Origin of the sequence: Streptomyces sp. ME19-01-6 (assembly GCF_033793745.1) — a bacterium.
Lineage (GTDB): Bacteria > Actinomycetota > Actinomycetes > Streptomycetales > Streptomycetaceae > Streptomyces.
In genome coordinates, this window is record NZ_JARAXF010000003.1 from 277,756 (window position 1) to 300,301 (window position 22,546).

Sequence of the window (22,546 nt, forward strand, 5' to 3'; positions counted from 1 at the left end):
AGGCACACGGCTTGCCCGCTACCCAGCCACCACCGCCCGCACCTCATCCACCAGCCCACCCGCCCGGGCCACCCGCGCCCCCGACTCCCCCAGCAGCGACTCCGCCCGCCCCACGAACCCGGCAGGCGTGTCCGGCATCCGCGCCACCGCCGCCAGCGCGCCCTTCTCGTTGAGACACCACCGGCGGTGGTGTGCGAACAGCGCCTGGACGAGCAGTCCGACGGCCCGGGACAGGCTCAGCGACACGTGCAGTACGTCACCGCGCCGGGCCGACTTGGCGGCGTTCGCCACCAGGAACCCCGCCTCCCACACCGCCCCCGCCGTCAGAGCCTCCCGCAGCGGTTCCGGATAGTGCCCCGCCTCGCGCCGCAACTCGCCCAGTTCCCCGCCCGGATCGGCCAGCACCCGCCCGAGGGCCACCTCGCCCGCGTAGCAGGGCGACCAGAACCCGAGCGGGTGTCCGACCTGCGTGCCCACCTCGTACCGCCCGGCGCGGCAGTCCTCCCACACCGCCCGCACCCGGTCCACGTCCCGCAGGATCCAGTCCACCGCCTGCCCGTCGACGTTCAGCCACGCCCCGCCGTTCACCCACGGCCCCCACCCGCCCGGCCCCGCGACCTCCACCGGCCCGCCGACCACCTCGGCCGCCGACAGCCGCAGCCGCTCCACATCCAGCGGGCCCCGGTAGTACACGCCCAGGTCCCCGTCCGAGTCCGGGGCGTGTTCGCCCCGCGCCGGCGCCTTCGACGGGTTGAGCGCCCACCAGCGGTCCGAACTCCTGGCCCGCGCCGCCGCCAGGAAGAACGGCTGAGGGTGCGGGTTTGGCAAGGCACGGTGGAAGCATGGGAATCGCCGGGGCGGGCGCTCGCGCGGGGCACCCGGGTACGCCTTACGGGGCGGCCTACGCCGACGCCTTCGGCAACGGCCGGCTCCAGGTCATCCCCGAAGCGGGCCATCTGCCGCAGATGGAGCGGCCGGAAGCCACCTTCGCCCTGATCGACGCCTACGTTCGCCAGGTGAGCGGCCGGTGAGGCGTCCTAGGCCGCCGCGATGAGGACGGCCGTGAGAGTCAGGAGGCCGAGCCCGGCGAGGAGGCAGTCGACCGCGCCCCGGATGAGGCGGAACTTCCGCGTGGCGAGCTCCGCCATGAACTTCACGTGTTCCACCTGGTAACCGGAGGTCAGGCGCTCGTCCAGCTGGTCGTTGCTTAATCCGGTCCAGCTGGTCCAGTCGTTGCCCCCGACGTGCGGACGCACCGCGAGCAGCAGGATCACGGTCGTGGCCAGCAGCGCGGCGGCGCCGAGGGCACTCGTCACGGCGGCCGGGACGGTCGGGTGGAGGGCGGACGCCGTGGAGCCCAGTGCCACGAGTGCGGCTCCGGACAGGGCGAGCAGCAGGCTGGCTTTGGATTCGGAGCGGGCCAGGTCGGCCTGAAGGGACGTCATCGTCGCGGCGATACGGTCTTGCGCCCGATCCGGTCGCGGGTCAGGTGTGGTGGTGGCCATGGGTGTGTTCTCCCGTCGCGTCGGCAGGCTCTTCGAGCGCGGTCTGCTGAGAACTGAGACGCCTCGGTCGGCCATACCCGTTGCCGCCCGACAAGCCGACCCGCTTCCGCCCGGCCGTACGAGGGCACGGCGGGTAGCCTCACCATCGCAACTGTCCAGGGGGGGGCGCACATGAACACCGGCCGGCACACGGGCCAGCACGCGGTCCATTTCGAACTCACCCACAAGGGCTCCGCTCACGGCCGCTTGAGGAAGAGGGCCACCCACACCTGGGCCGGGGACGTGCCCGGTTCCGGGCCGGTCGAGCTGGCCTGCCCGGCCGAGGAGGACCTCGCCCAGGACACCATCGCCGCATGGGTGTCGGGACACGGGACACCCCCCATGTCCTTCGTCGGCATCGACTTCCGCGACCGGCCGCGCCTGGCCAGGATGACGCTGACCGCCGACGGGTGGACGGGCAGGCTGACCCGCCGCCACCTGGCGGTGACGGCGCGCGGGCGGGCGCTGCGGATCGAGATCGCCGAGCGCTCGTACCGCTATCAAGTGCTCGGCAGCAAACTCCGGCACGAGCTGCGGCGCGAAGGGGCCGTCGTGACGATGTCGCGCTCGACGTGGCGGCATCCGCGCGTCCTCTCGGGGGTGGGGCAGGGCGGCTTCGACGGGCTGGACATCGGGCTGGCGATCCTGCTGGAGGGCGTCTACACGCGCAATCTCTCCTTCGGTGGCGCGCTGTATTCGTGGCCTGGACGCTTCCTGAGCCGACTGGATGTTCTGGACCTTCTTCCGGATTTCTGAATCACGGCCTACGGAAGGTCAGGGGCGAGGGCTACGAGCCCGCCTCCGCTACCACCACATAGAGCGTCACCGCCGCGAAGAACGGCCCTGCGGCGAGGTGGTCGAGAAACCGCCGCGCCGCGTCCGCGCTGAGGTATCCGGCCGCCGCCGCGCGCTCCGCGTTGCGCTGGAAGCCGAGGATCCGGTCGGCCGCCTGGGCGTCCCGGAAGACGGAGGTGACCGGGACGACCGACGGGACCGCGAAGCCGGCCTCCGTCGCGAGCCGGGGCAACTGGCGGCCGATGACGGCGTTGCGGACGATCCGGTCGGTGATGTGGCGGGTGTACGCGCGGGAGATCTCGGGGTCGGGGTGGTCGATGGCCAGCGAGTCCCAGTCGGGCTCGCCCATGGCCAGCCGCCCGCCCGGCCGCAGCACGCGCCGCGCCTCGGCAAGGACCTGGGCGGGGTCCGTGACGTGCTGGAGGGTGCGGTCGGTGCGGGCGCGGTCGACGCTCGCGTCCGCGAGGGGGAGGGCATGGGCGTCGCCGAGCCGTACGTCCACCGCGGGGAGGTCCGCCGTACGCTCACGGGCCCGGTCCACCATCTCGGGGTCGGCGTCGATGCCGAGCACCGTCCCGGTCGGGGTGACCGCCCCGGCGAGGGCGGCCAGATCGGTGCCGGGGCCGCAGCCGAGGTCGAGCGCGGTGTGGCCGGGACGGGCGTCCAGCGCGTCGAGCATGACCTGTTTGTACGAGCGGGCGTGGTCGGTCCCGGCCAGCCGGTCGAGATAGCCGATCCGGTCGGGAACGGCCACCTCGAACATCCGGTCCGTGACCTCGGCCATGGACCTCAGCTCCCGTTCCAGCACCTCGCGCCCTTTGGCCGTGAGCCGCACCGGGCGCTGGCGGCCCTCCCCGGCCAGGGGCTCGATCAGCTCCTTGGCCTCCAGCCGCGACAGGGCTCCGTAGAGGCTGCCGGGGCCGAGGCGTCCGCCCGACAGCTTCTCGATGGCCGCGTTGATGGCGTAGCCGTGCAGGGGCCCGTCTGCCAGGGTGCAGAGCACCAGCATCTGGGCGTCGTTGGTACGCATGGGGGCTCCTCGGCTCCGGCGAACGGGCACGCCGCGATCTCCATGCTACGCGGTGCGTACTACGTGATGCGTAGTATTCACGGAAGGGGGCCCTGGCCGCTCTATCCTGGGCCCGTACGCACCACCCGTACGCACCACCCGTACGCACCACCCATCCGCACCCGCAGACCCTCTCAACCCGACCCGGAGCGCCCCCTTGTACTTCACCGACCGCGGCATCGAGGAGCTGGAGAAGCGGCGCGGCGAGGAGGAGATCACCTTCGAGTGGCTCGCCGAGCAGCTGCGCACGTTCGTGGACCTGAACCCGGACTTCGAGGTCCCCGTGGAGCGGCTCGCGACCTGGCTGGCCCGGCTCGACGACGAAGACGACGAGGACTAGCCGAGTAGTCGAGGAGCCCCACCACCGCCCGCTCAGGCCGTGTAGCCGCCGTCGACGTTGATCGTGGCGCCCGTGATGTACCCGGCCTCCGGTCCCGCCAGGTAGGCGACGAGGCCGGCCACCTCGTCGGCCGTGCCGTACCGGCCCACCGCGAGGTGCGGGAGGGCGGCCTCCGCCCACGGCCCGTCGGCCGGGTTCATGTCGGTGTCCACCGGGCCGGGCTGGACGTTGTTGACGGTGATGCCGCGGGCCCCGACCTCACGGGCCAGACCGCGGGTGAAGCCCGCCACCCCGGCCTTGGTCAGCGCGTAGAGGCTGCCCCCGGCGAAGGGGACGCGTTCGGCGTTGACGCTGCCGATGGTGATGACGCGGCCGCCGTCGCCGATGTGGCGCAGCGCCTCCTGGGTGACGGTGAAGACGGCGCGCAGGTTCACGTCGGCGACGTGGTCGTAGTCCGCGTCGGTCATCTCCTCGATCGGCCGCATGACGCCCACCCCGGCGTTGTTGACCAGAATGTCCAGCCGCCCGAACCTCTCGACGACCTCGGTGACGGCGGACCGCAGCGCCGCGCGGTCCGCGGCGTCGGCCCGTACCGCCATCGCCTGCCCGCCGTCCGCGATCACCGTCTTGACCAGGGCCTCCGCCCGATCTGCCGAGGCGTTGAAGGTCACCGCGACCGTGGCGCCCTCCTCGGCGAGCCGGCGCGCGATGCCCTCGCCGATCCCCCGCGAACCGCCGGTGACGAGCGCCACCTTGCCGCTCAGCCTCCGCACACCCGAAGCCCGCGCACCCGAAAAGTAATCGCTCACAACCCGTGCTGCCGCCTGTGCCGCCTGTGCCATCGGACTCGCCCCCTCATTTCTTGAATGTGCATTCAAGATGTCACGCCCACGGGGACCGCGCAACTGATATCTTGAACGTGCGCTTAAAAAGTCAGGAGGGTCACCGCCATGGCGAAGGGACGGCCCCGCGAGTTCGACATCGACGACGCGCTGTCAGCGGCGGTCGCCGTCTTCTGGGCCAAGGGCTACGAGGGCACCACGATGGCGGACCTGTGCGCCGCCACCGGCCTCAAGGCAGGCAGCATCTACGCCGCCTTCGACTCCAAGGCGGGCCTGTTCAAACGGGTGCTCGACCACTACGCCGACACGGTCTTCTCGTACGGCGCCAAGGCCCTGGAGGCCGGCACCGTCCGCGAGGTCGTCAGCCGGTGGCTCAGGGGCGCGGTCGAGGCCACGACCGGGACGGCCACCCCGGCCGGGTGCCTCCTCGTCCATGGCGCGCTGGTCACCGGGGACGCCGCGAGCGAGGTGAAGGCCGATGTGCGCACCCGGCGCCAGGCGGGCGAGGTCATGCTGACCGAGCGCTTCGAGCGGGCCCGTCTGTCCGGCGACCTCCCCGCCGGCGTCGACCCGAAGGACGCCGCGCGGTACGTCTTCGCCCTCACCGAGGGCATGGCCGTCCAGGCCGCGTACGGCGCCGACCGCGCCGACCTGGAGCGCCTGGTCGGCCTGGCCCTCACCCAACTGCCATGGGAACACGCCGAGCCCGGGGCCGGGGCCGAGCCCGAACCCGGGGCCGGGCCCGGGGCCAAGCTCCCGGCTCAGCCGTCCAGGTAGATGAGCGCTTCCGTCCGCGCGCTGTCATAGCGTTCCTGTCCGGAGCCGATGAGGTGCCGCGACAGCCCGCTGTCGGGGCCGTGGCCGTTCTCCTTGGCCCAGCCCGCGGCCAGGGCGTTCACCTGCTTCTGGCCGGTGGTGAAGTGATACTCCGTATCCGCCGCGGCCGCCTGCGTTGCCTGGGCGATCTGGTCTTCCTTCCAGTCGTAGGTGCCCGCGTAAAGAATGCGGTAGGCGACGTCCGTGGCGAATCCGATGCCCGGGCCCTTGCCGGCGAGCGAGGCACCGGCGCCGGCACCGGCCTGGAGGCCGCCGGTGACGACGAATTCGCCCGTCTGGACGTGGTTGGCCCAGGAAACGGCGTCGTCCTTCTTGTCGCGGGCGATATCAGAGCTGAGACCGTCGTAGAAACCGAAGACGGAGGATGCCCCCTCAATGGCCGCGGCGCGGTCATTGGGGTTGTTGAAGTCCGTCTGGGACAGCGTCCCGGCGGAGTAGAAGCTCTCGGCGTCGTACATCTCGCGGAACGCCTGACCGTCTTCCGCCACACCGCGCATGATGCGGGTCAGGCTCTCCCTTGAGACGGACATATGGGCGTCCTTGGGGTCGCTCGTGCCGTCGTTCCACACCCCGTCCTTGTCCATGTACATACCCGTGCGGGTCAGGATCTCGTGGGTTTCCGGCGTGTAGTCGACGAGCATGCCGGCCATACTGGACCGCAGGTTCGGGTGCAGATCGGCCCCGTGCCGACCCTCGTCCAGGATCTTGATGGTGTCGCGCATGATGCGGGCCTCGGCATCGGTGTGATAGCCGAGCTTGTAATCCGTGCCGGGGACGTTTCCGGTGGCCCCCGCCTCCAGCGCCGCCCCCAGGCCCAGGCGGCTTCCGGGGAGGTCCATGTTGAAGACCCCTCCCGCGTGGGCCGTGCTCTGCTTCGGCCACTCACGATCCTTGAGTAGATACGTCAAGTTGTCGGCCTTGCCGTCCGTACCGGGATCGAGGAAGGACGTCGCGACGTCGGGCTGCCTGCCCATGATGCCCAGCAGGCTGTCGAGCGGGTCGGTCGCTACGTCCTTGTGGCCGGCGCCCCACTGGGTCCACCTGCCGCTGCCGAGCTTGTCGCTCTTCTCCAACGCGATGATGTCGTTGCCGACGTCGTGCAGGAACTGCTTGCCGTAGTTCTTGCCATGCGTCATCAGATTGACGAACGACTGATAGCCGTAGAGCGGGTTCGTGTTCTTGCCGAAGTTGTCGTCGCCCACCTTGCGCAGCCCCTCGCGCCACTTCTTGTAGAAGGGATCGGAGGGCGACTGCGTCGCGGTGGCCAGGGAGGTGGCCACGCCTTCCTGGAGGGCGCGGAAGTCCTTCTCGTCGTCGCCCTTGGCGAGGCTGTTGAACTTGTTGTTCAGCTGGATGGTGCCCTTGAGGCCCACGCCGTCCAGGAACGTCTGGCTGAACACCTTGTCGTGCTGGTTGTCCCGGACCAGCCGCTGGAACTCGGCCAGTTCCTTGTCGCTGAGCTTGCCGTCGGAGTTGAGCTTGGTCGCGAGCTCCTTGGCTTCCTCGCCCTCGACCTTCTCGATGTCGCCTTCCGCCTTGCCGTTGAATCCGTTGGCGGCGGCATCGACGGGGTTGGGATCCGCCACGGCCGCCTTGAGCGCGAGCTTCACGCCCTGGTCGGCGTCGTCGACCGCCTTGACCGCCTCCTGGATGAGCCGGGTCCACGACACCTCGGCTTCGTGCACCTTCGCCTGGTACCGCACGGCATTCGCCTCGGAGGCACTGACCTTCGAGAAGTCGTAACTCGCGGTCCCGGTGTCCGAGACCTTCATTCCGGCCTTCACCGCGTCCGCGACGGCCGACTTCACCTTCCCGCGCAGCTCCACGAACTGGGCGTGCGCGTCCCGCAGGATCGAGGCGATGGCGCGGGCTTCCTTCGGAGCCGCGGTGAACTGCTGGTCGGTCACCTGCATGTTGGTGCCCGCGACCAGCTGTGACCAACCGGTCCAGGACCCGTCGAGCCCGACCGACTTGACCTTGCTGTCGTAGATCTTCTGTACCGCTTCGAACTTCTTGGCGGCCTCGTCCCACTTGGTGGCGGCCGTCTCAAGGAGGGACAGGTCGATGGTCATGACCTGGTGGTACGTGAGCACAAGTTCCCCTTCAGCGGTTCTTCGATGCGCGCGACGGGAACGGGGAGGGCGTGTCTTGCGAATATGGAGCGAGCGGGATGAAATGCATGATTCCCCCGTGGCCAGTTATCAAGTGGAACGCCACATTCGGCGATTGCACCCTATGAAGCTAGCAGCGCCGCGTACACCCCTGGTTCGAAGACCAGAAGCTTGAGGACGATCTGAGGCGGACAGCGGCAGCGGCGACCGCCTCGGCGACCTCCTCGACGGTGCACCCGTCGGTGTCGACGCGCAGGTCCCCCAGGGCGGCGCGGTCCAGCGCCTCGGCGTCGGCCGTCGCCGCGTCGGCGACCTGGAGCAGCCGCGCGGTGGGCCGCCCCTTCAGCGGGTCGCCCGGCTGCGCCCAGCTGCCGCCGTCTCTGCGGCTCAGGATTCGCCGCGTCAGCTGCTCGCGCCCGGCGTGGAGCCGGCAGAGCGTCACGGTGGCCGGGGCCAGCGCGTCGGTGTACGTCCTGATGGCGGACTCGTCCTCGGCCTGGCCGACGACCGTGAGGCACCGCGCCCCCGCCGCGCGGTACGTCTGCCATACGGCGGCCAGGTTGCGGGCCTTCACCCGGTGGTTGCCGGGGTCGTCGGCCGGGGCGGGGGCACAGAAGCCGATCTGGTCGAGGTCGAGGTACGCCGCCATGTGTCCGGCCCTCAGGGCCCTTTGGAAGAGCGTGAAGCCGACCGTCGACTTCCCGACGCCGGTCGCCCCGCACAGCCACAGGACCGAGCCCTCGCCGGGGACGGGAGCCGGCACCTCGCCAGCCAGGGAGGGATGTTCGGGGGCGGCCAGGACCGGCCATCCGCCGGCGCGCTCCCGCACCCGCCGCGCCACCTCGGGCACCGACAGACCGCTGGTCTCCACGCACACGCCGGCGACATCGCTCGCGTCCATGGCCTCGGCGTCCCGCAGCGCGTCCGCCATGACCACGGTCGACCCCGTACGCCCGAGGAAGCGCCGCGTCAGCTCGTCGTGGCCGACGCGCAGTCGGCATACGGTCAGCGCGGCGCCCGGGATCCGGTCGGCGTGGACGCCGTGGGCGGTGTCCACGACACCGGACACGACGACACACCGCGCGCCGGCGGCCCGGAAGGTGTCCACCACCGCGCCGACGTTGCGCGCCTGCATCAGATAGCGGCCCGGGTCCGCCGCCGGCTCGGGAAAGCACATGCCCAACTGGTCGACGTCCACATAGCCGGCCCCGGCCCGTCCGAGCTCGCGGTAGATCTCCCAGCCGACCGTGGTCTTCCCGACCCCTGGCGGGCCGCACAGCCACAGGACGGGGAGCAGATCGCCGCTCACGCCACCACCGGGCCCCGCCCGGGCGCCCCCGCCTCGTAGTCCAGCCGGGGGTCGGACGCGAGCACCGCCTGCTGCAGGCGCTGCAGCTTCGCCGACGGTTCGAGCCCCAGCTCCTCCGTCATGGCGAGGCGCAGCCGCTGGTAGACCGCGAGGGCGCGGGTGCGCTGGCCGGAGCGGTGGAGGGCGAGCATGTAGTGGCCGTGCATGCCCTCGTGGAAGCGGTGCTCGACGACGAGGGAGGCCAGGTCGCTCAGCGCCTCCTGGTGGCCGCCGAGCCGCAGCCGGGTCTCGATGCCGCGCTCGGTGACCGTGAGCCGGGACTGTTCGAGCCGGGCGACCTCGGCCTGCAGGGGGCGCCCGTGCGGCGCGACGTCGACCAGGGCGGGGCCCTGCCAGATCGACAGGGCCTGCCGGAAGGCCGCGTCGGCGGCCCGCTCGTCGCCGGCCTCCAGCCCGTGTTCGCCCTCGGCGACGAGGTCGCGGTAGCGGTGGACGTCGAGCTGGCCGTAGCCCAGCTCCAGGGCGTAGCCGCCGGGCCTGGTCTGCAGCACGTCCCGGGCGACCGCGGCCGAAGGGACGCCGAGCGCCTGCGCGAGCAGCTTGCGCAGGTGCAGGACGTACGTCTGGAGCGTGGTCAGCCCGGTGCGCGGCGGCCGCTCGCCCCACAGCTCGGTCATCAGGGACTGTACGGGCACCATCCGGCCGTCGTTGAGCAGCAGCAGGGACAGGACCTTGCGCGGCTTCATCGCGCTGGGCACCGCCGACTGGTCGCCGTGACACAGCGTCAGCGGTCCGAGGACGCTCACATGCATGGGTGGTGCCACCTCCTCACACATTCACCTGCGGTACGCGCGTACGAACAGGTCGGCGGCCTTCTCGCAGATGGCCGCGGCTTCGTGCCCGGGCAGCGGGCGGGTGCCGTACATCGACTGGTGCAGGCCCTGCTGGACGAGCAGGGCCACGAACTGGCGGGCGACGGTGGCCGGCTCGTCGACGCTCAGCTCGCCGCGCTCGGTGCGGCGGGTGAGCAGGTCGACGAGGTACGTCACGAGCTGCTGGGGCTCGCCGTCCGCGCAGGCCGGGCGCAGCGAGGGGTGGCGGGCCACCTCGGAGATGACCAGGCGGCGCAGCGCGGAGGCGCGCTCGTCGAGCAGGACGCGGAGGACCCGGTGGCCGAAGGAGACCAGGGCCGTCTCGGCGTCCGTGGCGCCACTGGCCTCGCCCCCGTCGGCGAGCGGGGCGTCGAGGCCGGGGGTGAAGCGGGCGGCCACCCGCTCCCGTTCACCCTCGACGGCCGCGAGGAACAGCCGCTGTTTGTCCCCGAAGTGGTTGTAGACGGTCTGCTTGGAGACCCGGGCCTCGTCGGCTATGACGTCCACGCTCGCCCGGGTGTATCCCTCGCGCAGAAAGACGGCGACGGCCGCCTCCAATATGGCCTGTCGCTTGGCGGGCTGAGGGCCCGCCGGCCGGCCCACGGCGCCGCGTGACCGCGGCGCGCTGTCCGTCCGCAAGGCTCCGTCCTCCTGACTCACCGGCTCCGATGCGCTCTTGCCCTCAATGGACTTGCGAGTCTAGCCTTCCATCACTTCACTGGACTAGTCGGTCCAGTCCAATTAATCACGGTCAACGCCCCACGAGGAGAGAGCTCCATGAGCGCACCGGAGAACAGCGACGCCCTGCGCCACCTCACCCTGGCGCCCGAGGCGCAGAACCAGCTGTTCCTGGAGGCCCGTACGGCCAACACGTTCACCGACGAGCCGGTCACGGACGAACAGGTCCGCGCCATCTACGAACTGGTCAAGTACGCACCCACGTCGATGAACCAGCAGCCACTGCGCGTGGTCCTGGTGCGCTCGCAGGAGGCCCGCGCCCGCCTCGTGTCGCATATGACGGGGCGTAACCAGGAGAAGACGGAGAAGGCGCCGCTGGTGGCGGTCCTCGCGGCGGACCTGGACTTTCACGAGGAGTTGCCCCGGCTGGTGCCGTTCATGGAGAACCCGCAGGACATCTTCGCGGAGCCGGGGATCCGCGAGGCCTCCGCACGGTTCAACACCGCGCTGCAGGTGGGCTACTTCATCCTGGGCGTGCGCGCGGCGGGGCTGGCCGCCGGGCCGATGATCGGTTTCGACCACGAGGCCGTGTCCAAGGAGTTCTTCGAGGGCGGCCGGCACCGGGCGGTGTGCGTCGTCAACATCGGCAAGCCGGGGCCCGACGCCTGGATGGGCCGGCTGCCGCGCCTCACGTACGACGAGGTCGTCACCACGGTGTGATCGAGCCGCCTCGGATGCGGACCGCCTGTGCCCCGACGGCGGGGTGCAGGCGGTCCTCTTTGATGAATATCGGCTCTGGCTCGGCTCTGCCTCAGCTCTCGATCAGCTCTCGATCAGCTCATGGAACGCGACGGTGTCGAAGATGTCCTCCATCCTCGTCGCCTTGCCGTCCCGCATCGTCCAGGAGTGCAGGAAGTTCAAGGTCGCGGTGGTGCCGGTGCGCGAGGTCACCTCACGGGTGCCGAGGACGATGACCCGGTCCCCCTGCTCGATGAACTCCCGGGGGCTGAGCTTCATCCCGCCGAGCACGGTCGGGACATGGGCGAGGAACTCCTTGATCCCCGCGTGGCCCAGCTTGGTGCCGCCGAGGCCGTACTTGGCCATCCCGTCCGGGTGGACCCACTCCACGTCCGGGTGCATCCCCGAAAGGATCCCCTCGACGTCCCGGTCGCGGAAGCCCGCGTAGGTCGCCCGGATGGCCTCGATGTTCTGTGACGCCACTGTGGTTCGCATTTCCTCGGTATCTTCTCGGATGGGGCGGCGGATCAGGCGGCAGGGGAAGCGGGAGCGGCCGGGCGCGGCTTGACGTGCTCGGGGTACAGCGCCTCGAGGGTCTGCCGCACCCCCTCGCGCCACGGCACCCGGCAGGGGCCGGTGAGCTCCAGGCGCCGCGCGGGGTTGAACTGGTAGGTCTCCCGGGTGACCTCACTGGGCACCAGCTTGGCCTCGACGCCGGTGAGTTCTTCGAGGTAGCGCACGCAGTCGGTCATGCCGACCGGCTCGTCGCCGCCCCAGTTGACCAGCGTGGCGGGCACGGACGCGGCCGCCCACAGGCTGGGCACCTGGCCGACCAGGTCGTCGGTGTGCAGCAGCGAGCACCAGTTCTGGCCCTCCAGCGGTACCGGTATCGGCTCGCCGGCCAGCATCCGCTTGAAGTAGAGCATCGGCACCCCGCCGTAGCCCCCGGGCCCGTACGCGATGTTGAGCCGGGCGATGGTGGTCGGCAGGTTCAGCACGCTCGCGAAGGCCCGTACGGCGCCCTCGGCGGCGATCTTGCCCACGGGGTAGGCGGGCAGCCAGTCGGCGACCCCGTCGACGGGGTCGTCCTCGGCGTACGGGTGGTCCAGGGTCTGCCGCTTGTAGAGCGCGCCGGTGGAGACGTACAGATACGCCTCCGCGCCGCGGCAGTGGGTCATCAGCCGGCCGCAGGCGACGGAATTGACCTCGGCCGCGGCGTTGAAGTCACCGTCCTCGCCGCGCCGCACCGCCGAGTGGATGACGTGGGTGAAGTCGTCGGGGAGCCTGTCGTACGCGGCGCCGCCGAGGTCGTTCATGTCCCAGCGGTACGTCCTGATCCCGCGGGCGCTCAGCTCCTCCTCGACGCCCGGGGTGGCGAACCGGCCCAGACACCACACTTCGTTGCGGGTGGCCAGCGCCTCGGCCACCGGGCGGCCGACCTGTCCGCTGCCGCCCGTGACCAGGATCTTCTTGCCTTCCAACCTGCTCTTCTCCTCTTGCTTGCCCAGCTCGCCTTGCTCGCCGGCCTTGGTCGGCCGCAGCCTACGTGCCGTCACCCAGGGCGCGGTCCAGCTCCCTGCGCAGGATGGCCTGGAAGGCCGCGACATGCTGGGGCCCCATCAGGGTGTAGTGCTCGCCCGGCACGTCGACGTAGCGGTTGGCCTCGGTGGTGTGCTCGTCCCACCTGCGCAGCTCGTGGTTGAGCCAGTCCTCCTTGGTGCCGCGCAGCGGGATGGCGTAGAAGACCGTCATCGACCGGGTGGTGCCGGTGGGCGTGTAGCTGCGGCCGAGGTCGGTGAGCCCGTTGGCGAGCTCGGCCCAGGCGGCGAACTTTCGTAGATCCAGATCGAGCTCGGCCAGCCGGCCGGCCGGGGCGATCTCGAGGAAGTGCGCCAGCTGCTCCTCCTTGGGCAGCCCGCGCAGCTGCCCGGGGAGGTCGAGGGACTGCTTCTTGTTGATCAGGTCGAGGAAGAACGCGAGATTGGTCGCGGTCTCGACGAAGTCCAGTTCGTCCATGCGGGACTTGATGTGCGGCGGGAGGTTGAGGCTGCCGACGAAGTCCACGCGCTCGCCCTGGGCCTCCAGCGCCTTGGCGATCTCGAAGGCCACGGCGCCGCCGTACGAATAGCCGGCGACGGCGTACGGGCCGTGGGGCTGGGTGGCGCGGATGGCGTCGACATACGTGCCGACCATCTCCTCGAAGCTCTCGAAGGGCCGCTCGCCCTCGTTGAACCCCCGGGCACGCAGGGCGTAGAAGGGCCGGTCGCCGACGAAGTACTTGGCCAGGTTGACGAAGACCAGGACCTCGCCGACGCCGGGGTGCACACAGAACAGCGGCGTCTTGTCGCCGGCGGCCTGCAGCGGGACCACCGGGTCGTACGCCGCGGCGGCGGCCGAGCCGCCCTCGCCGAGCCGGGCGGCGAGCCGGCGTATCGAGGGGGCGGTGAGCACGGTGATGATCGGCAGGTCCCGGGCGCCCAGGCGGCGGCCCACCTGGCGCCGCAGCCGCAGGATGTCCAGCGAGGTCCCGCCGAGGTCGAAGAAGCTCGCGGTGACGCTGACCTCGCCCGGGGCCATGTCGAACATCTCGGCGTAGATCTCGGCGAGCACCCGCTCGGTCTCACCCTCCGGCGCGGTGTATCCGCCGAGCCTGCGGGTGGTCAGCTCGGCGACGCGCGCGATGACGTCGTCGAAGCCGCCGGACTCCAGGCGCGTACGCATCCGCCGGCGCAGCGTCTTGCCCAGACTGGTCTTGGGGAACGCCTCCTTGGGCAGCGGCAGGATGAGGGAGGGCCGGAACCCCCAGTGCATCACCACGGTGGCGCGTACGGCGGTGAGCAGCCGGTACAGGCCCGCCTCGTCGTCCTCCGCCCCCTCGGGGCTGACCGCGATCACCAGCTGCTCGGTGTCGCTGCCCGGCCGCCGGGTCGGGAAGGCCGCGACATAGCCGCCGGCCACGCCGTCCAACTGCTCCAGCGCGGCCTCCATCTCATGGCTGAAGTAGTTGACGCCGTTGACGATGATGCTGTCCTTGCTGCGCCCGACCAGGGTGAGCCGGCCGTCGTCGATACGGCCCAGGTCGCCGCTGCGGAACCAGCCGTCGGGGGTGAAGGCCTCCCGGGTGGCCTCCTCGTCGCGGTAGTAGCCCGTCGTGATCATCGGGCCGCTGAGCTGCAACTCCCCCACCTCGCCCGCGGGCAGCGCGCGATGCTCCTCGTCGGCCACCCGGATGGTCAGGGCTTCGACGGGCGTGCCGAGGTTGGCGAACTCCTGGCCGGCGTCGGCGGCCGGGAAGTCGCGGTTGTAGATGCTGCCGGCGCAGGTCTCGGTCATGCCGAAGGCGGGCCAGAGCGCGGACCGCCGCAGCCCGTACGGGGCGTAGTGGGCGAGGAACGCCTCACCGGTGGCGACGACGTTGGCCTCGCCGCCGCTCACGATGTGGCGCAGCGCGCTCAGGTCAAGCCCCTCCCCGCCCGACGCCGTTTCCTCGGCGAGTCCCTGCGCCGCGGAATTCAGCGGGCCGAGGAGGAAATTCGGGGTGAAGGTCATTGTCACCTTGTGGCGGGAGACGATGCGCAGGAATCGCAGCGGCTCCTCAAGGATGACCGAGGCCGGGGCGTGCAATTGGTTCGCCCCTACGTAAAGCGGCAGTATATGCGCTTCGAGAAGCGCCGCGACATGGTCGTAGGAAATCCAGTTGAAGGTGGTGTCGGCGGCGGAGAGCCGCTGCTTGCCCGCCTTCCCGGCCATGGATGCCAGAAGATTTCCATGGGAGAGCATCACGGCTTTGGAATGTCCGGTGGAGCCGGAGGTCAGCACCAGCAGGGCGAGGTCTTCCGGTGCGGCCCGGTGGATCTCCGGCGTGGGCTCACCGCCCCCGAGCCCCTCCACGGGCGCCACGGCGAGCCCCGGCACATCGGGCAGCTCGGCGCGCATCGCCTCGGTGGTGACCAGCAGCGGGCGGTCGAGCAGCCGGTCGACATGGGCGAGCCCAGCGGCCCAGCGGGCGGGGTCACCCGGCACCGGCACCATGGGGCAGGGGACGAACCCGCCCAGCAGACAGGCCCAGAAAACGGAGAGGAATTCCCTCTGGTCATCCAGCAGCAGTGCGACTTTATCGCCCGGCCTCAGCCCGCGGGTCCGCAGGCCGGCGAGCAATCGGAGCGCGGAATCGAGAAGCTCCGGATAGGACTGGCGTATGGATTCGCTCTCCGCGCCGTCGGGCAAGTAACCTACCCCCGAACGGGGGTACTCCACCGCTGCCCTGACCAGCAGTTGGGCCACCGAACGCAGTTCTTTGGCGTCTTCGGGCGTTGAGTATTGCAAGGACTGTATCGGCATGACCCATTTGACCCTTCCCCCCCGATTCCGAGGCCCTGAAGGTAACAGCCTCGAACATTCGCACTCCATGACTCTCCAGCCAGACCCTAGCGACGCTCTAGCGAATCCCTGCTTGACTCCGTGGGTCCGCGATATATCGTGTCTACCAGGAGACGCGATATGTTGCGTCACATCTGCCACGGGGTTCCGGTCGGGGGTCCCGCCGGCGTCCAGTCAGGGGAGGTCAGGGATGTCAGCCCGATCGAAGTGGTCGTTGACCGAACCACAGAAGCTCACCTTCGACGACCCCGTATCCACCCTCCAGGTGCGCGTCGTGGGCGGCACCGTCAACGTGGTCGGCACCGACACCGGCCCCGCCCGCCTGGAGCTCGCGGAGATCGACGGCCCACCGCTGACCGTCACCCACGAGGGAGGCACGCTGACGGTCGGGTACGACGACGTCCCATGGAAGGGCTGGCTCAAGTGGCTCGACCGCAAGGGCTGGAGCCGTACGGTCCACCTCACCCTCGCCGTGCCCACCGGTACCAGCGCCTCGGTCGGCGGAGTCGGCGTCGGCGCCGTCCTCTCGGGGCTCAGCGGCCGCACCGATGTGCACGGCGTCTCCGGCGACGTCACCCTGGTCGGGCTGACCGGCCCGGTCCGCGCCGACACCGTCTCGGGCCGGGTCGAGGCCCAGGCCGTCACCGGGCGGCTGCGCTTCAACTCCGTCTCCGGCGACCTGACCGTCATCGAGGGGTCGGGCGACTCGGTACGCGCCGACACCATCAGCGGCGACATCCTGCTCGACCTCGCCCCCGCCACCGCACCGGGCGGCGCGGACATCACCCTCACCACCGTGTCCGGCGAGATCGCGATCCGGCTGCCGCACCCCGCCGACGCCGAGGTCGAGGCGCACACCGCGAGCGGTGCCGTCTCCAACGCCTTCGAGGATCTGCGGGTCACCGGCCAGTGGGGGGCCAAGCACATCGCCGGCCGGCTCGGCGCGGGCAATGGCAGGCTCAAGGCCACCACCGTCTCGGGTGCGATAGCGCTGCTGCGCCGCCCGCCGTCCGACGACGACACGCCCACCGACGACACGCCGGCCCCCGACACTCCCGCGGACGTCCCACCCGCCCCGGCGCAAGGCCCTGACCGCCCCGAGGGAAAGGTCCTCTGATGCCCCCCGTATTCGCCCACGGCCGGCTGCGGCTCTACCTCCTCAAGCTGCTCGACGAGGCACCGCGCCACGGCTACGAGGTCATCCGCCTGCTGGAGGAGCGCTTCCAGGGCCTGTACGCGCCCTCCGCCGGCACCGTGTACCCGCGCCTGGCCAAGCTGGAGGCCGAGGGCCTGGTCACCCACACCACCGAAGGCGGCCGCAAGGTCTACTCCATCACCGACGCCGGCCGCGCGGAACTGGCCGACCGCGGCGGCGAGCTGGCCGACCTGGAGGTCGAGATCCGCGAGTCCGTCGCCGAGCTCGCCGCCGAGATCCGCGAGGACGTACGCGGCTCCGCCAGCGATCTGCGGCGCGAGATGCGGGAGGCGGCGCGGCAGGCCCGCTCCTCCGGCAACGGGCCGGCCGACTCGGCCGGCTCCGGCGGCTCCGGCGGCTCCGGCGGCCCGGGCGGGAAGCCCGGGCCGTGGGAGGGCCCGTGGGGGGACAAGGAGGCGTGGCGGCTGGCGAAGGAGGAGATGCGGCGCGCCAAGGATGAGTGGAAGGAGCAGGCGCGCCGGGCCAAGGAGGAGAGCCGCCGCGCCCGGCAGGACGCCCAGCGCGCCCGGCAGCAGGCCAAGGACGCCCAGGACTTCGCGCGCGAGGAGATGCAGCGGATGGCCCGGCGGCTGCAGGAGCAGACACAGGAGCACCTGAGGACGGGCGACTGGCAGAGCGCGGTGCGGGAGGGGCTGGCCGAGGTGTCGCGCGGCATGAGCCGTATCTCGCGGCAGGGCGCCGGGGCCGCGGAGCGGGGGGAGCCGTGCGGACCGGCCGAGCCGGGGATCGTCGTCGAGCGCGCGGACGCGCCGGAGGCGGCGGCCGGGCACGAACCGGAGTGGGCCCGGGACTTCACCCCGTCCGGCGACCCGGCCCGCGATCTGGACCGGCTCCTGGACCGCTTCCGCGACGACGTCCGCGACACGGCCCGCGACCACGGCGTCAGCGCCGCCCAGGCGGCCGAGGCCCGGCGGCGGCTCGCGGCGACGGCGGCCCAGATCACGGCGCTGCTCCGGGGGCAGGCGAAGGGATAGGCCCCGGTCCTCCCCATGCGCCGGCCGTTCTTCGCCCTCGGCTTCCCGCCGCCACGGGGGCGTGGCGTCGCGAACAGTCTTGACCTCAACCTCGGTTGAGGTATCAGGATCGCGGGCGGAGGCGAGACCGCCGCCGCCCGCGATCCTGAAGGAGATCCCCATGCCCGGCGCCACCAGCCCGCTGCCCGACCTGTCGCGTCCCGACGTCGGCGCCGCCCTGTTCTCCACCTGGAGCGTCGGCACGCCGGAACGGCAGCGGGCGACGGTGGACGCCCTCGCCGCCTCCTGGAACGGCCGCTCCTGGCCGACCCCGGAGCTGCTCTCGCAGAACGTCTACGTGGGGACGGACGGCGACACGCTGATGCACCACTCCCAGTGGACGAGTGAGGAGGCGTACCTCACCTTCGTCCGCGCCCACCGCCAGGCGCGGGTCGACGAGATCGACGCCGCCGTGCCGGGCATCGAGCGCAACGGCATCGCCAACTACCGCCGCTACCGGGGCTTCGACACCCGGACGGAGGGCGATCCGCGGGTGCCCGGGTGCATCGTCGCCATCAAGGCCGACTTCGACGACCCGGACCCGGACCTGCGGCGGAAGTGGATCGACCTGGTCATCGAGGCCCTGGAGACCGATCCCGCCCCGAGCCCCGGCCTCATCTCCGCCGACTTCCACCTGATCGTCAGCGGCGCCCGCCATCTGGCCAACAACCGCGTTGAGGTGCTCAACTACGCCCAGTGGACCAGCGAGGAGGCGTACGACGCGGCCATCGCGGCCGACGATCCGACCCCCGAGTGGGAGCGGGTCCGTCACTTCCCGGGCTTCAAGGGCACCACGGCCAAGCGGTACCGCTTCGAGCGGAGCTTCGTACGGCCGTAAAGCCGATAAGAGGCCTCAGACCGTCAGCACGACCTTGCCGAAGAGCTCCCCGCCCGCCATCTTCTCGAACCCCTCGCGGGCCCGGTCCAGCGGCAGCACCGAGTCGATGACCGGCCGCACCCCGCGCGCCGCGCAGAAGCTCAGCAGGTCCTCCAGCTCCTCCTTGCTGCCCATCGTGGAGCCGACGACCTTCAGCTCCAGGAAGAAGATCCGGTTGAGCTCGGCGGACTTGGGGCTGGGTCCGCTGGTCGCGCCCGAGATGACCAGCGTGCCGCCGGGCTTGAGCGACTTGACCGAGTGCGACCAGGTCGCCGCGCCGACCGTCTCGATCACCGCGTCCACGCGCCGTGGCAGCCGCTCCCCCGGCTCGTACGCGCCCTCGGCGCCCAGGTCGACCGCGCGCTTGCGCTTGGCCTCGTCCCGGCTGGTGGCCAGCACCCGCAGCCCGGCCGCCGCGCCCAGCACGATCGCCGCGGTGGCCACGCCGCCGCCAGCGCCCTGGACCAGGACGCTGTCGCCGGGGCGCACGCCCGCGTTGGTGAACAGCATGCGGTAGGCGGTCAGCCAGGCCGTCGGCAGGCAGGCCGCCTCCTCGAAGGAGAGCTCCTGGGGCTTGGGCAGCAGATTCCAGGTGGGGACGGCGACCTTCTCCGCGAACGTGCCCTGGTAGCGCTCGGTGAGGATGGAGCGGGGCTCGCGGGGGCCGACGCCGTGCCCGCTCTGGCCGATGACGGAGTGGATGACGACCTCGTTGCCGTCCTCGTCGATCCCGGCGGCGTCACAGCCGAGGATCATCGGGAGCGACTCGTCGCCGAGGCCGACGCCGCGCAGCGACCACAGGTCGTGGTGGTTGAGCGAGGCGGCCTTGACGGTGACGGTCGACCATCCGGAGCGCTCCTCGGGCTCGGGGCGCTCGCCCAGTTCGAGGCCGTTCAGCGGCTGGTCACGGTCGATACGTGCGGCGTAGGCAGCGAACATGATCCCGACGATAGGCGCGGCGGCCGGGCGGCGGAACCACGCCGCAGTGTGACACGCACCGCGCGCCCCCGCCCGCGGGCCGCACGACCGGGCCGGCCGACACCCGCGCGGCCGCAGCTGCCCCGGGCGGCCGGCGCGCCCGCGCTACCGAGGCGGGTGAGTGGCGGGGGGCCGTACGGCGGCCGGGCCGCTGCCTCGTGTGGAGGCGGCGGCCCGGCCCGTACGGGATGCGGCCCCTGGCGGGGCGGGCGTCAGCGGCGCGCCACGCCCTCGGCGCGCGCCGCCGCCGCGACGGCCGCGGTCACGGCCGGGGCGACCCGCTCGTCGAACGGCGAGGGGATGACCTTGTCGGCGCTCAGCTCGTCGGCCACCACGGCGGCCAGCGCCTCGGCGGCGGCGAGCTTCATGCCCTCGGTGATCCGGGAGGCCCGGACCTGCAGCGCGCCGGCGAAGATGCCCGGGAAGGCCAGCACGTTGTTGATCTGGTTCGGGAAGTCGCTGCGGCCGGTGGCGACGACAGCGGCGTACTTGTGGGCGACGTCCGGGTGGATCTCCGGGGTCGGGTTGGCCATCGCGAAGATGAAGCAGCCGGGCGCCATCTTCGCGACCGCCTGCTCGGGGACCGTGCCGCCGCTGACCCCGATGAAGACGTCCGCGCCGTCCAGCGCGGCCTCCATGGGACCGGCCAGCCCGGCCTTGTTGGTGAAGCCGGCCAGCTCCCGCTTGACGGCGGTGAGGTCCTCGCGGTCGGCGGACACGATGCCCTTGCGGTCACAGACCGCGACGTCGCCGATGCCCGCCTCGACGAGGATCCTGGCGATGGCGACCCCGGCGGCGCCCGCGCCGGAGATGACGGCGCGCAGCTGGCCGAGGGAGCGGTCGGTCAGCTTGGCCGCGTTGCGCAGGGCGGCGAGCGTGACGACGGCAGTGCCGTGCTGGTCGTCGTGGAAGATCGGGATGTCGACGCGCTCCTGGAGCTTGCGCTCGATCTCGAAGCAGCGCGGGGCGGAGATGTCCTCCAGGTTCACGCCGCCGAAAGAGGGGGCGAGCCGGGCGACGGTCTCGACGATCTCGTCCACCTCGCGGCAGTCGAGGGCGATCGGCACCGCGTCGACGCCGCCGAACTGCTTGAAGAGGATGGCCTTGCCCTCCATCACCGGCAGGGAGGCCTCCGGGCCGATGTCCCCGAGCCCGAGCACCGCGCTGCCGTCCGTGACGACCGCGACGACCTGGGACTTCCAGGTGTACTCATGGACCAGCTCGGGCTTTTCCGCGATGGCGCTGCAGACCTTCGCGACGCCCGGCGTGTAGGCGAGGGACAAGTCTTCCTTGTTCCGCACCGGCACCGTCGCCTCAACGGCCATCTTGCCGCCCCGGTGGAGCGCGAAAGCCGGATCGAAGGGCTCTCCGTCCGCGACACCCTCCGCGTCTCCGGCGCTTCCGTTCGTACTGTCGCTGCGAGGATTCGCGATCTCCGCTGCCACTATGTGACCCCTTTGTCGTATTTCTGTTGAGGGTAGCCGCCCCTGGTTGGGGAGCGGGCGGGCACCGCGTCCGGGTCCCACTGGACAGATATCCGCCGCCTGGAACCAGATACGAACGCCGGGCGCGCCGCACACGCGCCCTGAGCCCCGGGTGAGGGGTGTAACCGCCCGTTCTACCGGAAGGGCTCTTCCGGGGACGAACGATTTCCCGCCGCGGCCGTGTATGTGGTGTTCGATTACCTCGCGTTACCCGCGAAAGCGATTGAATCACCCTTGAACGTCCAACACTCGACACGTTTCCTTATGTGATGAAACGTGATGAACGTCTCGTTCCGCCCATTGGCCGCGGTCCTCCGGCCCGGCGTTTCCGCCGCTGTGCACCACGGGGGTCGCCCGTTATCCGATTTTGACATGGCTGAACGTCTGATCGAGCCAGTCCGGTGGCAAGATGCCCCAATCACACACGGTCGCGACACCCACAAACGTGTTCCGGCCCACACGGATACCCTCTCACCCCGCAGGAGGAGCGAGCATGACCGCCAGCATTACGCGCCGACGGACCGGCAAAAAGCCCAGGGCGGCCGTCGTCGGCGCGATAGCGGTCACCGGTGCCCTGCTCCTGACGGGCTGCGGCGACCAGAGAGACAAGACGAACACCACCAGAGGGGCCACCACGGCGCCGCTCTTCAGCATGTTGCCGAAGAAGATCCAGAGCGCGGGTGTCATCAAGGTCGGCTCGGACATCAACTATCCGCCGGTGGAGTTCAAAAAGGACGGCCAGGTCGTCGGCCTGGACCCGGACCTCGCCGCCGCGATGGGCAAGGTGCTCGGCGTGAAGTTCGAGTTCAACAACGCCGGGTTCGACACCCTGCTGACCGGCCTGCGCGCCAATCGGTACGACATCGCCATGTCGGCCATGACCGACAACAAGGGCCGCCAGGACGGGGTCAACCCGGACAACGGCAAGAAGGTCGGTCCGGGCGTCGACTTCGTCGACTACTTCACCGCCGGCGTGTCGATCTACACCAGGAAGGGCGACGACCAGGGGATCAAGACCTGGGACGAGCTGTGCGGCAAGAAGATCGTCGTGCAGCGCGCCACCGTCTCGCACGACCTGGCGAAGGCCCAGTCGAAGACCTGCGAGGAGAAGAAGAAGGGCAAGATCTCGATCGAGGCGTTCGGCAACGACACCGAGGCCCAGACCCGGCTGCGCGGCGGCGGGGGCGACGCCGGCGCCAGCGACTTCCCGGTCGCCGCCTACGCCGTGAAGACCTCCGGCGGTGGCAACGACTTCGAGATCGTCGGCGAGCAGGTGGAGGCGGCCCCGTACGGCATCGCCGTCGCCAAGGGGAACACCGAGCTGCGCGACGCGCTCCGGCAGGCCCTCGCCTTCATCATCGCGAACGGCGAATACGACAAAATCATCGCCAAGTGGGGCGTCCAGGACGGCGCGGTCCTCAAGGCCATCGTCAACGGTGGCAAGTGATCCGGCCTCCCCTCTC

The 22,546-nt window shown here is 71.0% G+C and carries 22 protein-coding genes; 9 read left to right on the forward strand and 13 right to left on the reverse strand.

Going from position 1 to position 22,546, the window contains the following annotated elements; all coding sequences use genetic code 11:
• Positions 1-18 precede the first annotated feature (18 nt).
• Positions 19-828 carry a DUF4037 domain-containing protein gene (locus PV419_RS07800; protein ID WP_415925254.1) on the reverse strand — a complete coding sequence of 270 codons (810 nt, stop codon included), beginning with the start codon at positions 826-828 and terminating at the stop codon, positions 19-21.
• Between the two features lie 14 nt (positions 829-842).
• On the opposite strand from PV419_RS07800, the gene PV419_RS07805 reads away from it, so the two are divergent.
• Positions 843-1,031 carry a hypothetical protein gene (locus PV419_RS07805; RefSeq protein WP_319687003.1) on the forward strand — a complete coding sequence of 63 codons (189 nt, stop codon included), beginning with the start codon at positions 843-845 and terminating at the stop codon, positions 1,029-1,031.
• A 6-nt stretch (positions 1,032-1,037) separates the two neighbouring features.
• Here PV419_RS07805 and PV419_RS07810 read toward each other — a convergent pair whose 3' ends face one another.
• Positions 1,038-1,445, reverse strand: coding sequence for a Pycsar system effector family protein (locus tag PV419_RS07810; protein ID WP_319687005.1), 408 nt, complete (start codon positions 1,443-1,445; stop codon positions 1,038-1,040).
• A gap of 231 nt (positions 1,446-1,676) precedes the next feature.
• Here PV419_RS07810 and PV419_RS07815 point away from each other — a divergent pair, with 231 nt between their 5' ends.
• Complete coding sequence (locus PV419_RS07815) at positions 1,677-2,300, forward strand: hypothetical protein (protein WP_319687006.1); 624 nt, start codon at positions 1,677-1,679, stop codon at positions 2,298-2,300.
• Between the two features lie 31 nt (positions 2,301-2,331).
• On the opposite strand, the gene PV419_RS07820 is transcribed toward PV419_RS07815, so the two are convergent.
• On the reverse strand, positions 2,332-3,369 hold the full coding sequence (locus PV419_RS07820) for a methyltransferase domain-containing protein (protein WP_319687008.1): 1,038 nt from the start codon (positions 3,367-3,369) through the stop codon (positions 2,332-2,334).
• Positions 3,370-3,565: 196 nt separating this feature from the next.
• Between PV419_RS07820 and PV419_RS07825 the strand changes: the two genes are divergently transcribed.
• Entirely contained in the window at positions 3,566-3,748 is a 183-nt protein-coding gene (locus PV419_RS07825; protein ID WP_089511158.1) for a DUF6104 family protein, read from the forward strand.
• Positions 3,749-3,780: 32 nt separating this feature from the next.
• Here PV419_RS07825 and PV419_RS07830 read toward each other — a convergent pair whose 3' ends face one another.
• Positions 3,781-4,512: a 3-oxoacyl-ACP reductase family protein gene (locus tag PV419_RS07830; RefSeq protein WP_415925272.1), complete on the reverse strand. Its 732-nt coding sequence runs from the start codon at positions 4,510-4,512 to the stop codon at positions 3,781-3,783.
• Between the two features lie 186 nt (positions 4,513-4,698).
• Between PV419_RS07830 and PV419_RS07835 the strand changes: the two genes are divergently transcribed.
• Positions 4,699-5,367, forward strand: coding sequence for a TetR/AcrR family transcriptional regulator (locus PV419_RS07835; protein ID WP_319687017.1), 669 nt, complete (start codon positions 4,699-4,701; stop codon positions 5,365-5,367).
• Here PV419_RS07835 and PV419_RS07840 read toward each other — a convergent pair.
• The 4 genes from PV419_RS07840 to PV419_RS07855 form a co-directional block, all read right to left on the reverse strand.
• Positions 5,352-7,499: a hypothetical protein gene (locus tag PV419_RS07840; protein ID WP_319687019.1), complete on the reverse strand. Its 2,148-nt coding sequence runs from the start codon at positions 7,497-7,499 to the stop codon at positions 5,352-5,354. The two genes, PV419_RS07835 and PV419_RS07840, sit on opposite strands and share 16 nt — an antisense overlap.
• Positions 7,500-7,668: 169 nt before the next feature.
• Entirely contained in the window at positions 7,669-8,847 is a 1,179-nt protein-coding gene (locus tag PV419_RS07845; protein ID WP_319687021.1) for a hypothetical protein, read from the reverse strand.
• Complete coding sequence (locus tag PV419_RS07850) at positions 8,844-9,659, reverse strand: AfsR/SARP family transcriptional regulator (protein WP_319687023.1); 816 nt, start codon at positions 9,657-9,659, stop codon at positions 8,844-8,846. The genes PV419_RS07845 and PV419_RS07850 overlap by 4 nt, the downstream gene beginning before the upstream one ends.
• A gap of 24 nt (positions 9,660-9,683) precedes the next feature.
• A complete protein-coding gene (locus PV419_RS07855) occupies positions 9,684-10,358 on the reverse strand; it encodes a TetR/AcrR family transcriptional regulator (RefSeq protein WP_319687025.1) in 675 nt (224 codons plus the stop codon).
• A gap of 138 nt (positions 10,359-10,496) precedes the next feature.
• On the opposite strand from PV419_RS07855, the gene PV419_RS07860 reads away from it, so the two are divergent.
• The gene (locus tag PV419_RS07860; protein ID WP_319687027.1) at positions 10,497-11,117 is read left to right on the forward strand and encodes a malonic semialdehyde reductase; all 621 of its coding nucleotides are present in this window, start codon (positions 10,497-10,499) and stop codon (positions 11,115-11,117) included.
• A 102-nt stretch (positions 11,118-11,219) separates the two neighbouring features.
• Here the strand turns inward: PV419_RS07860 and PV419_RS07865 are convergent, their stop codons facing one another.
• The 3 genes from PV419_RS07865 to PV419_RS07875 form a co-directional block, all read right to left on the reverse strand.
• A complete protein-coding gene (locus PV419_RS07865) occupies positions 11,220-11,630 on the reverse strand; it encodes a nuclear transport factor 2 family protein (protein ID WP_319687029.1) in 411 nt (136 codons plus the stop codon).
• Positions 11,631-11,662: 32 nt separating this feature from the next.
• Complete coding sequence (locus tag PV419_RS07870; RefSeq protein WP_319687550.1) at positions 11,663-12,616, reverse strand: NAD(P)-dependent oxidoreductase; 954 nt, start codon at positions 12,614-12,616, stop codon at positions 11,663-11,665.
• A gap of 61 nt (positions 12,617-12,677) precedes the next feature.
• A complete protein-coding gene (locus PV419_RS07875; protein ID WP_319687031.1) occupies positions 12,678-15,476 on the reverse strand; it encodes a non-ribosomal peptide synthetase in 2,799 nt (932 codons plus the stop codon).
• Positions 15,477-15,705: 229 nt separating this feature from the next.
• Here PV419_RS07875 and PV419_RS07880 point away from each other — a divergent pair, with 229 nt between their 5' ends.
• The 3 genes from PV419_RS07880 (at position 15,706) to PV419_RS07890 (ending at position 18,582) form a co-directional block, all read left to right on the forward strand.
• Entirely contained in the window at positions 15,706-16,632 is a 927-nt protein-coding gene (locus tag PV419_RS07880; protein ID WP_319687033.1) for a DUF4097 family beta strand repeat-containing protein, read from the forward strand.
• Complete coding sequence (locus PV419_RS07885; protein WP_319687035.1) at positions 16,632-17,705, forward strand: PadR family transcriptional regulator; 1,074 nt, start codon at positions 16,632-16,634, stop codon at positions 17,703-17,705. Before PV419_RS07880 ends, PV419_RS07885 begins: the two co-directional genes overlap by 1 nt.
• Positions 17,706-17,865: 160 nt before the next feature.
• Complete coding sequence (locus PV419_RS07890) at positions 17,866-18,582, forward strand: antibiotic biosynthesis monooxygenase (RefSeq protein WP_319687037.1); 717 nt, start codon at positions 17,866-17,868, stop codon at positions 18,580-18,582.
• A 15-nt stretch (positions 18,583-18,597) separates the two neighbouring features.
• On the opposite strand, the gene PV419_RS07895 is transcribed toward PV419_RS07890, so the two are convergent.
• Positions 18,598-19,560, reverse strand: a complete 963-nt coding sequence (locus PV419_RS07895; protein WP_319687039.1) for a zinc-binding dehydrogenase — start codon at positions 19,558-19,560, stop codon at positions 18,598-18,600.
• 251 nt (positions 19,561-19,811) lie between these two features.
• Positions 19,812-21,044: an NADP-dependent malic enzyme gene (locus PV419_RS07900; RefSeq protein ID WP_319687041.1), complete on the reverse strand. Its 1,233-nt coding sequence runs from the start codon at positions 21,042-21,044 to the stop codon at positions 19,812-19,814.
• Positions 21,045-21,576: 532 nt separating this feature from the next.
• Between PV419_RS07900 and PV419_RS07905 the strand changes: the two genes are divergently transcribed.
• Positions 21,577-22,530 carry an ABC transporter substrate-binding protein gene (locus PV419_RS07905; protein WP_319687043.1) on the forward strand — a complete coding sequence of 318 codons (954 nt, stop codon included), beginning with the start codon at positions 21,577-21,579 and terminating at the stop codon, positions 22,528-22,530.
• Positions 22,531-22,546: the final 16 nt, after the last annotated feature.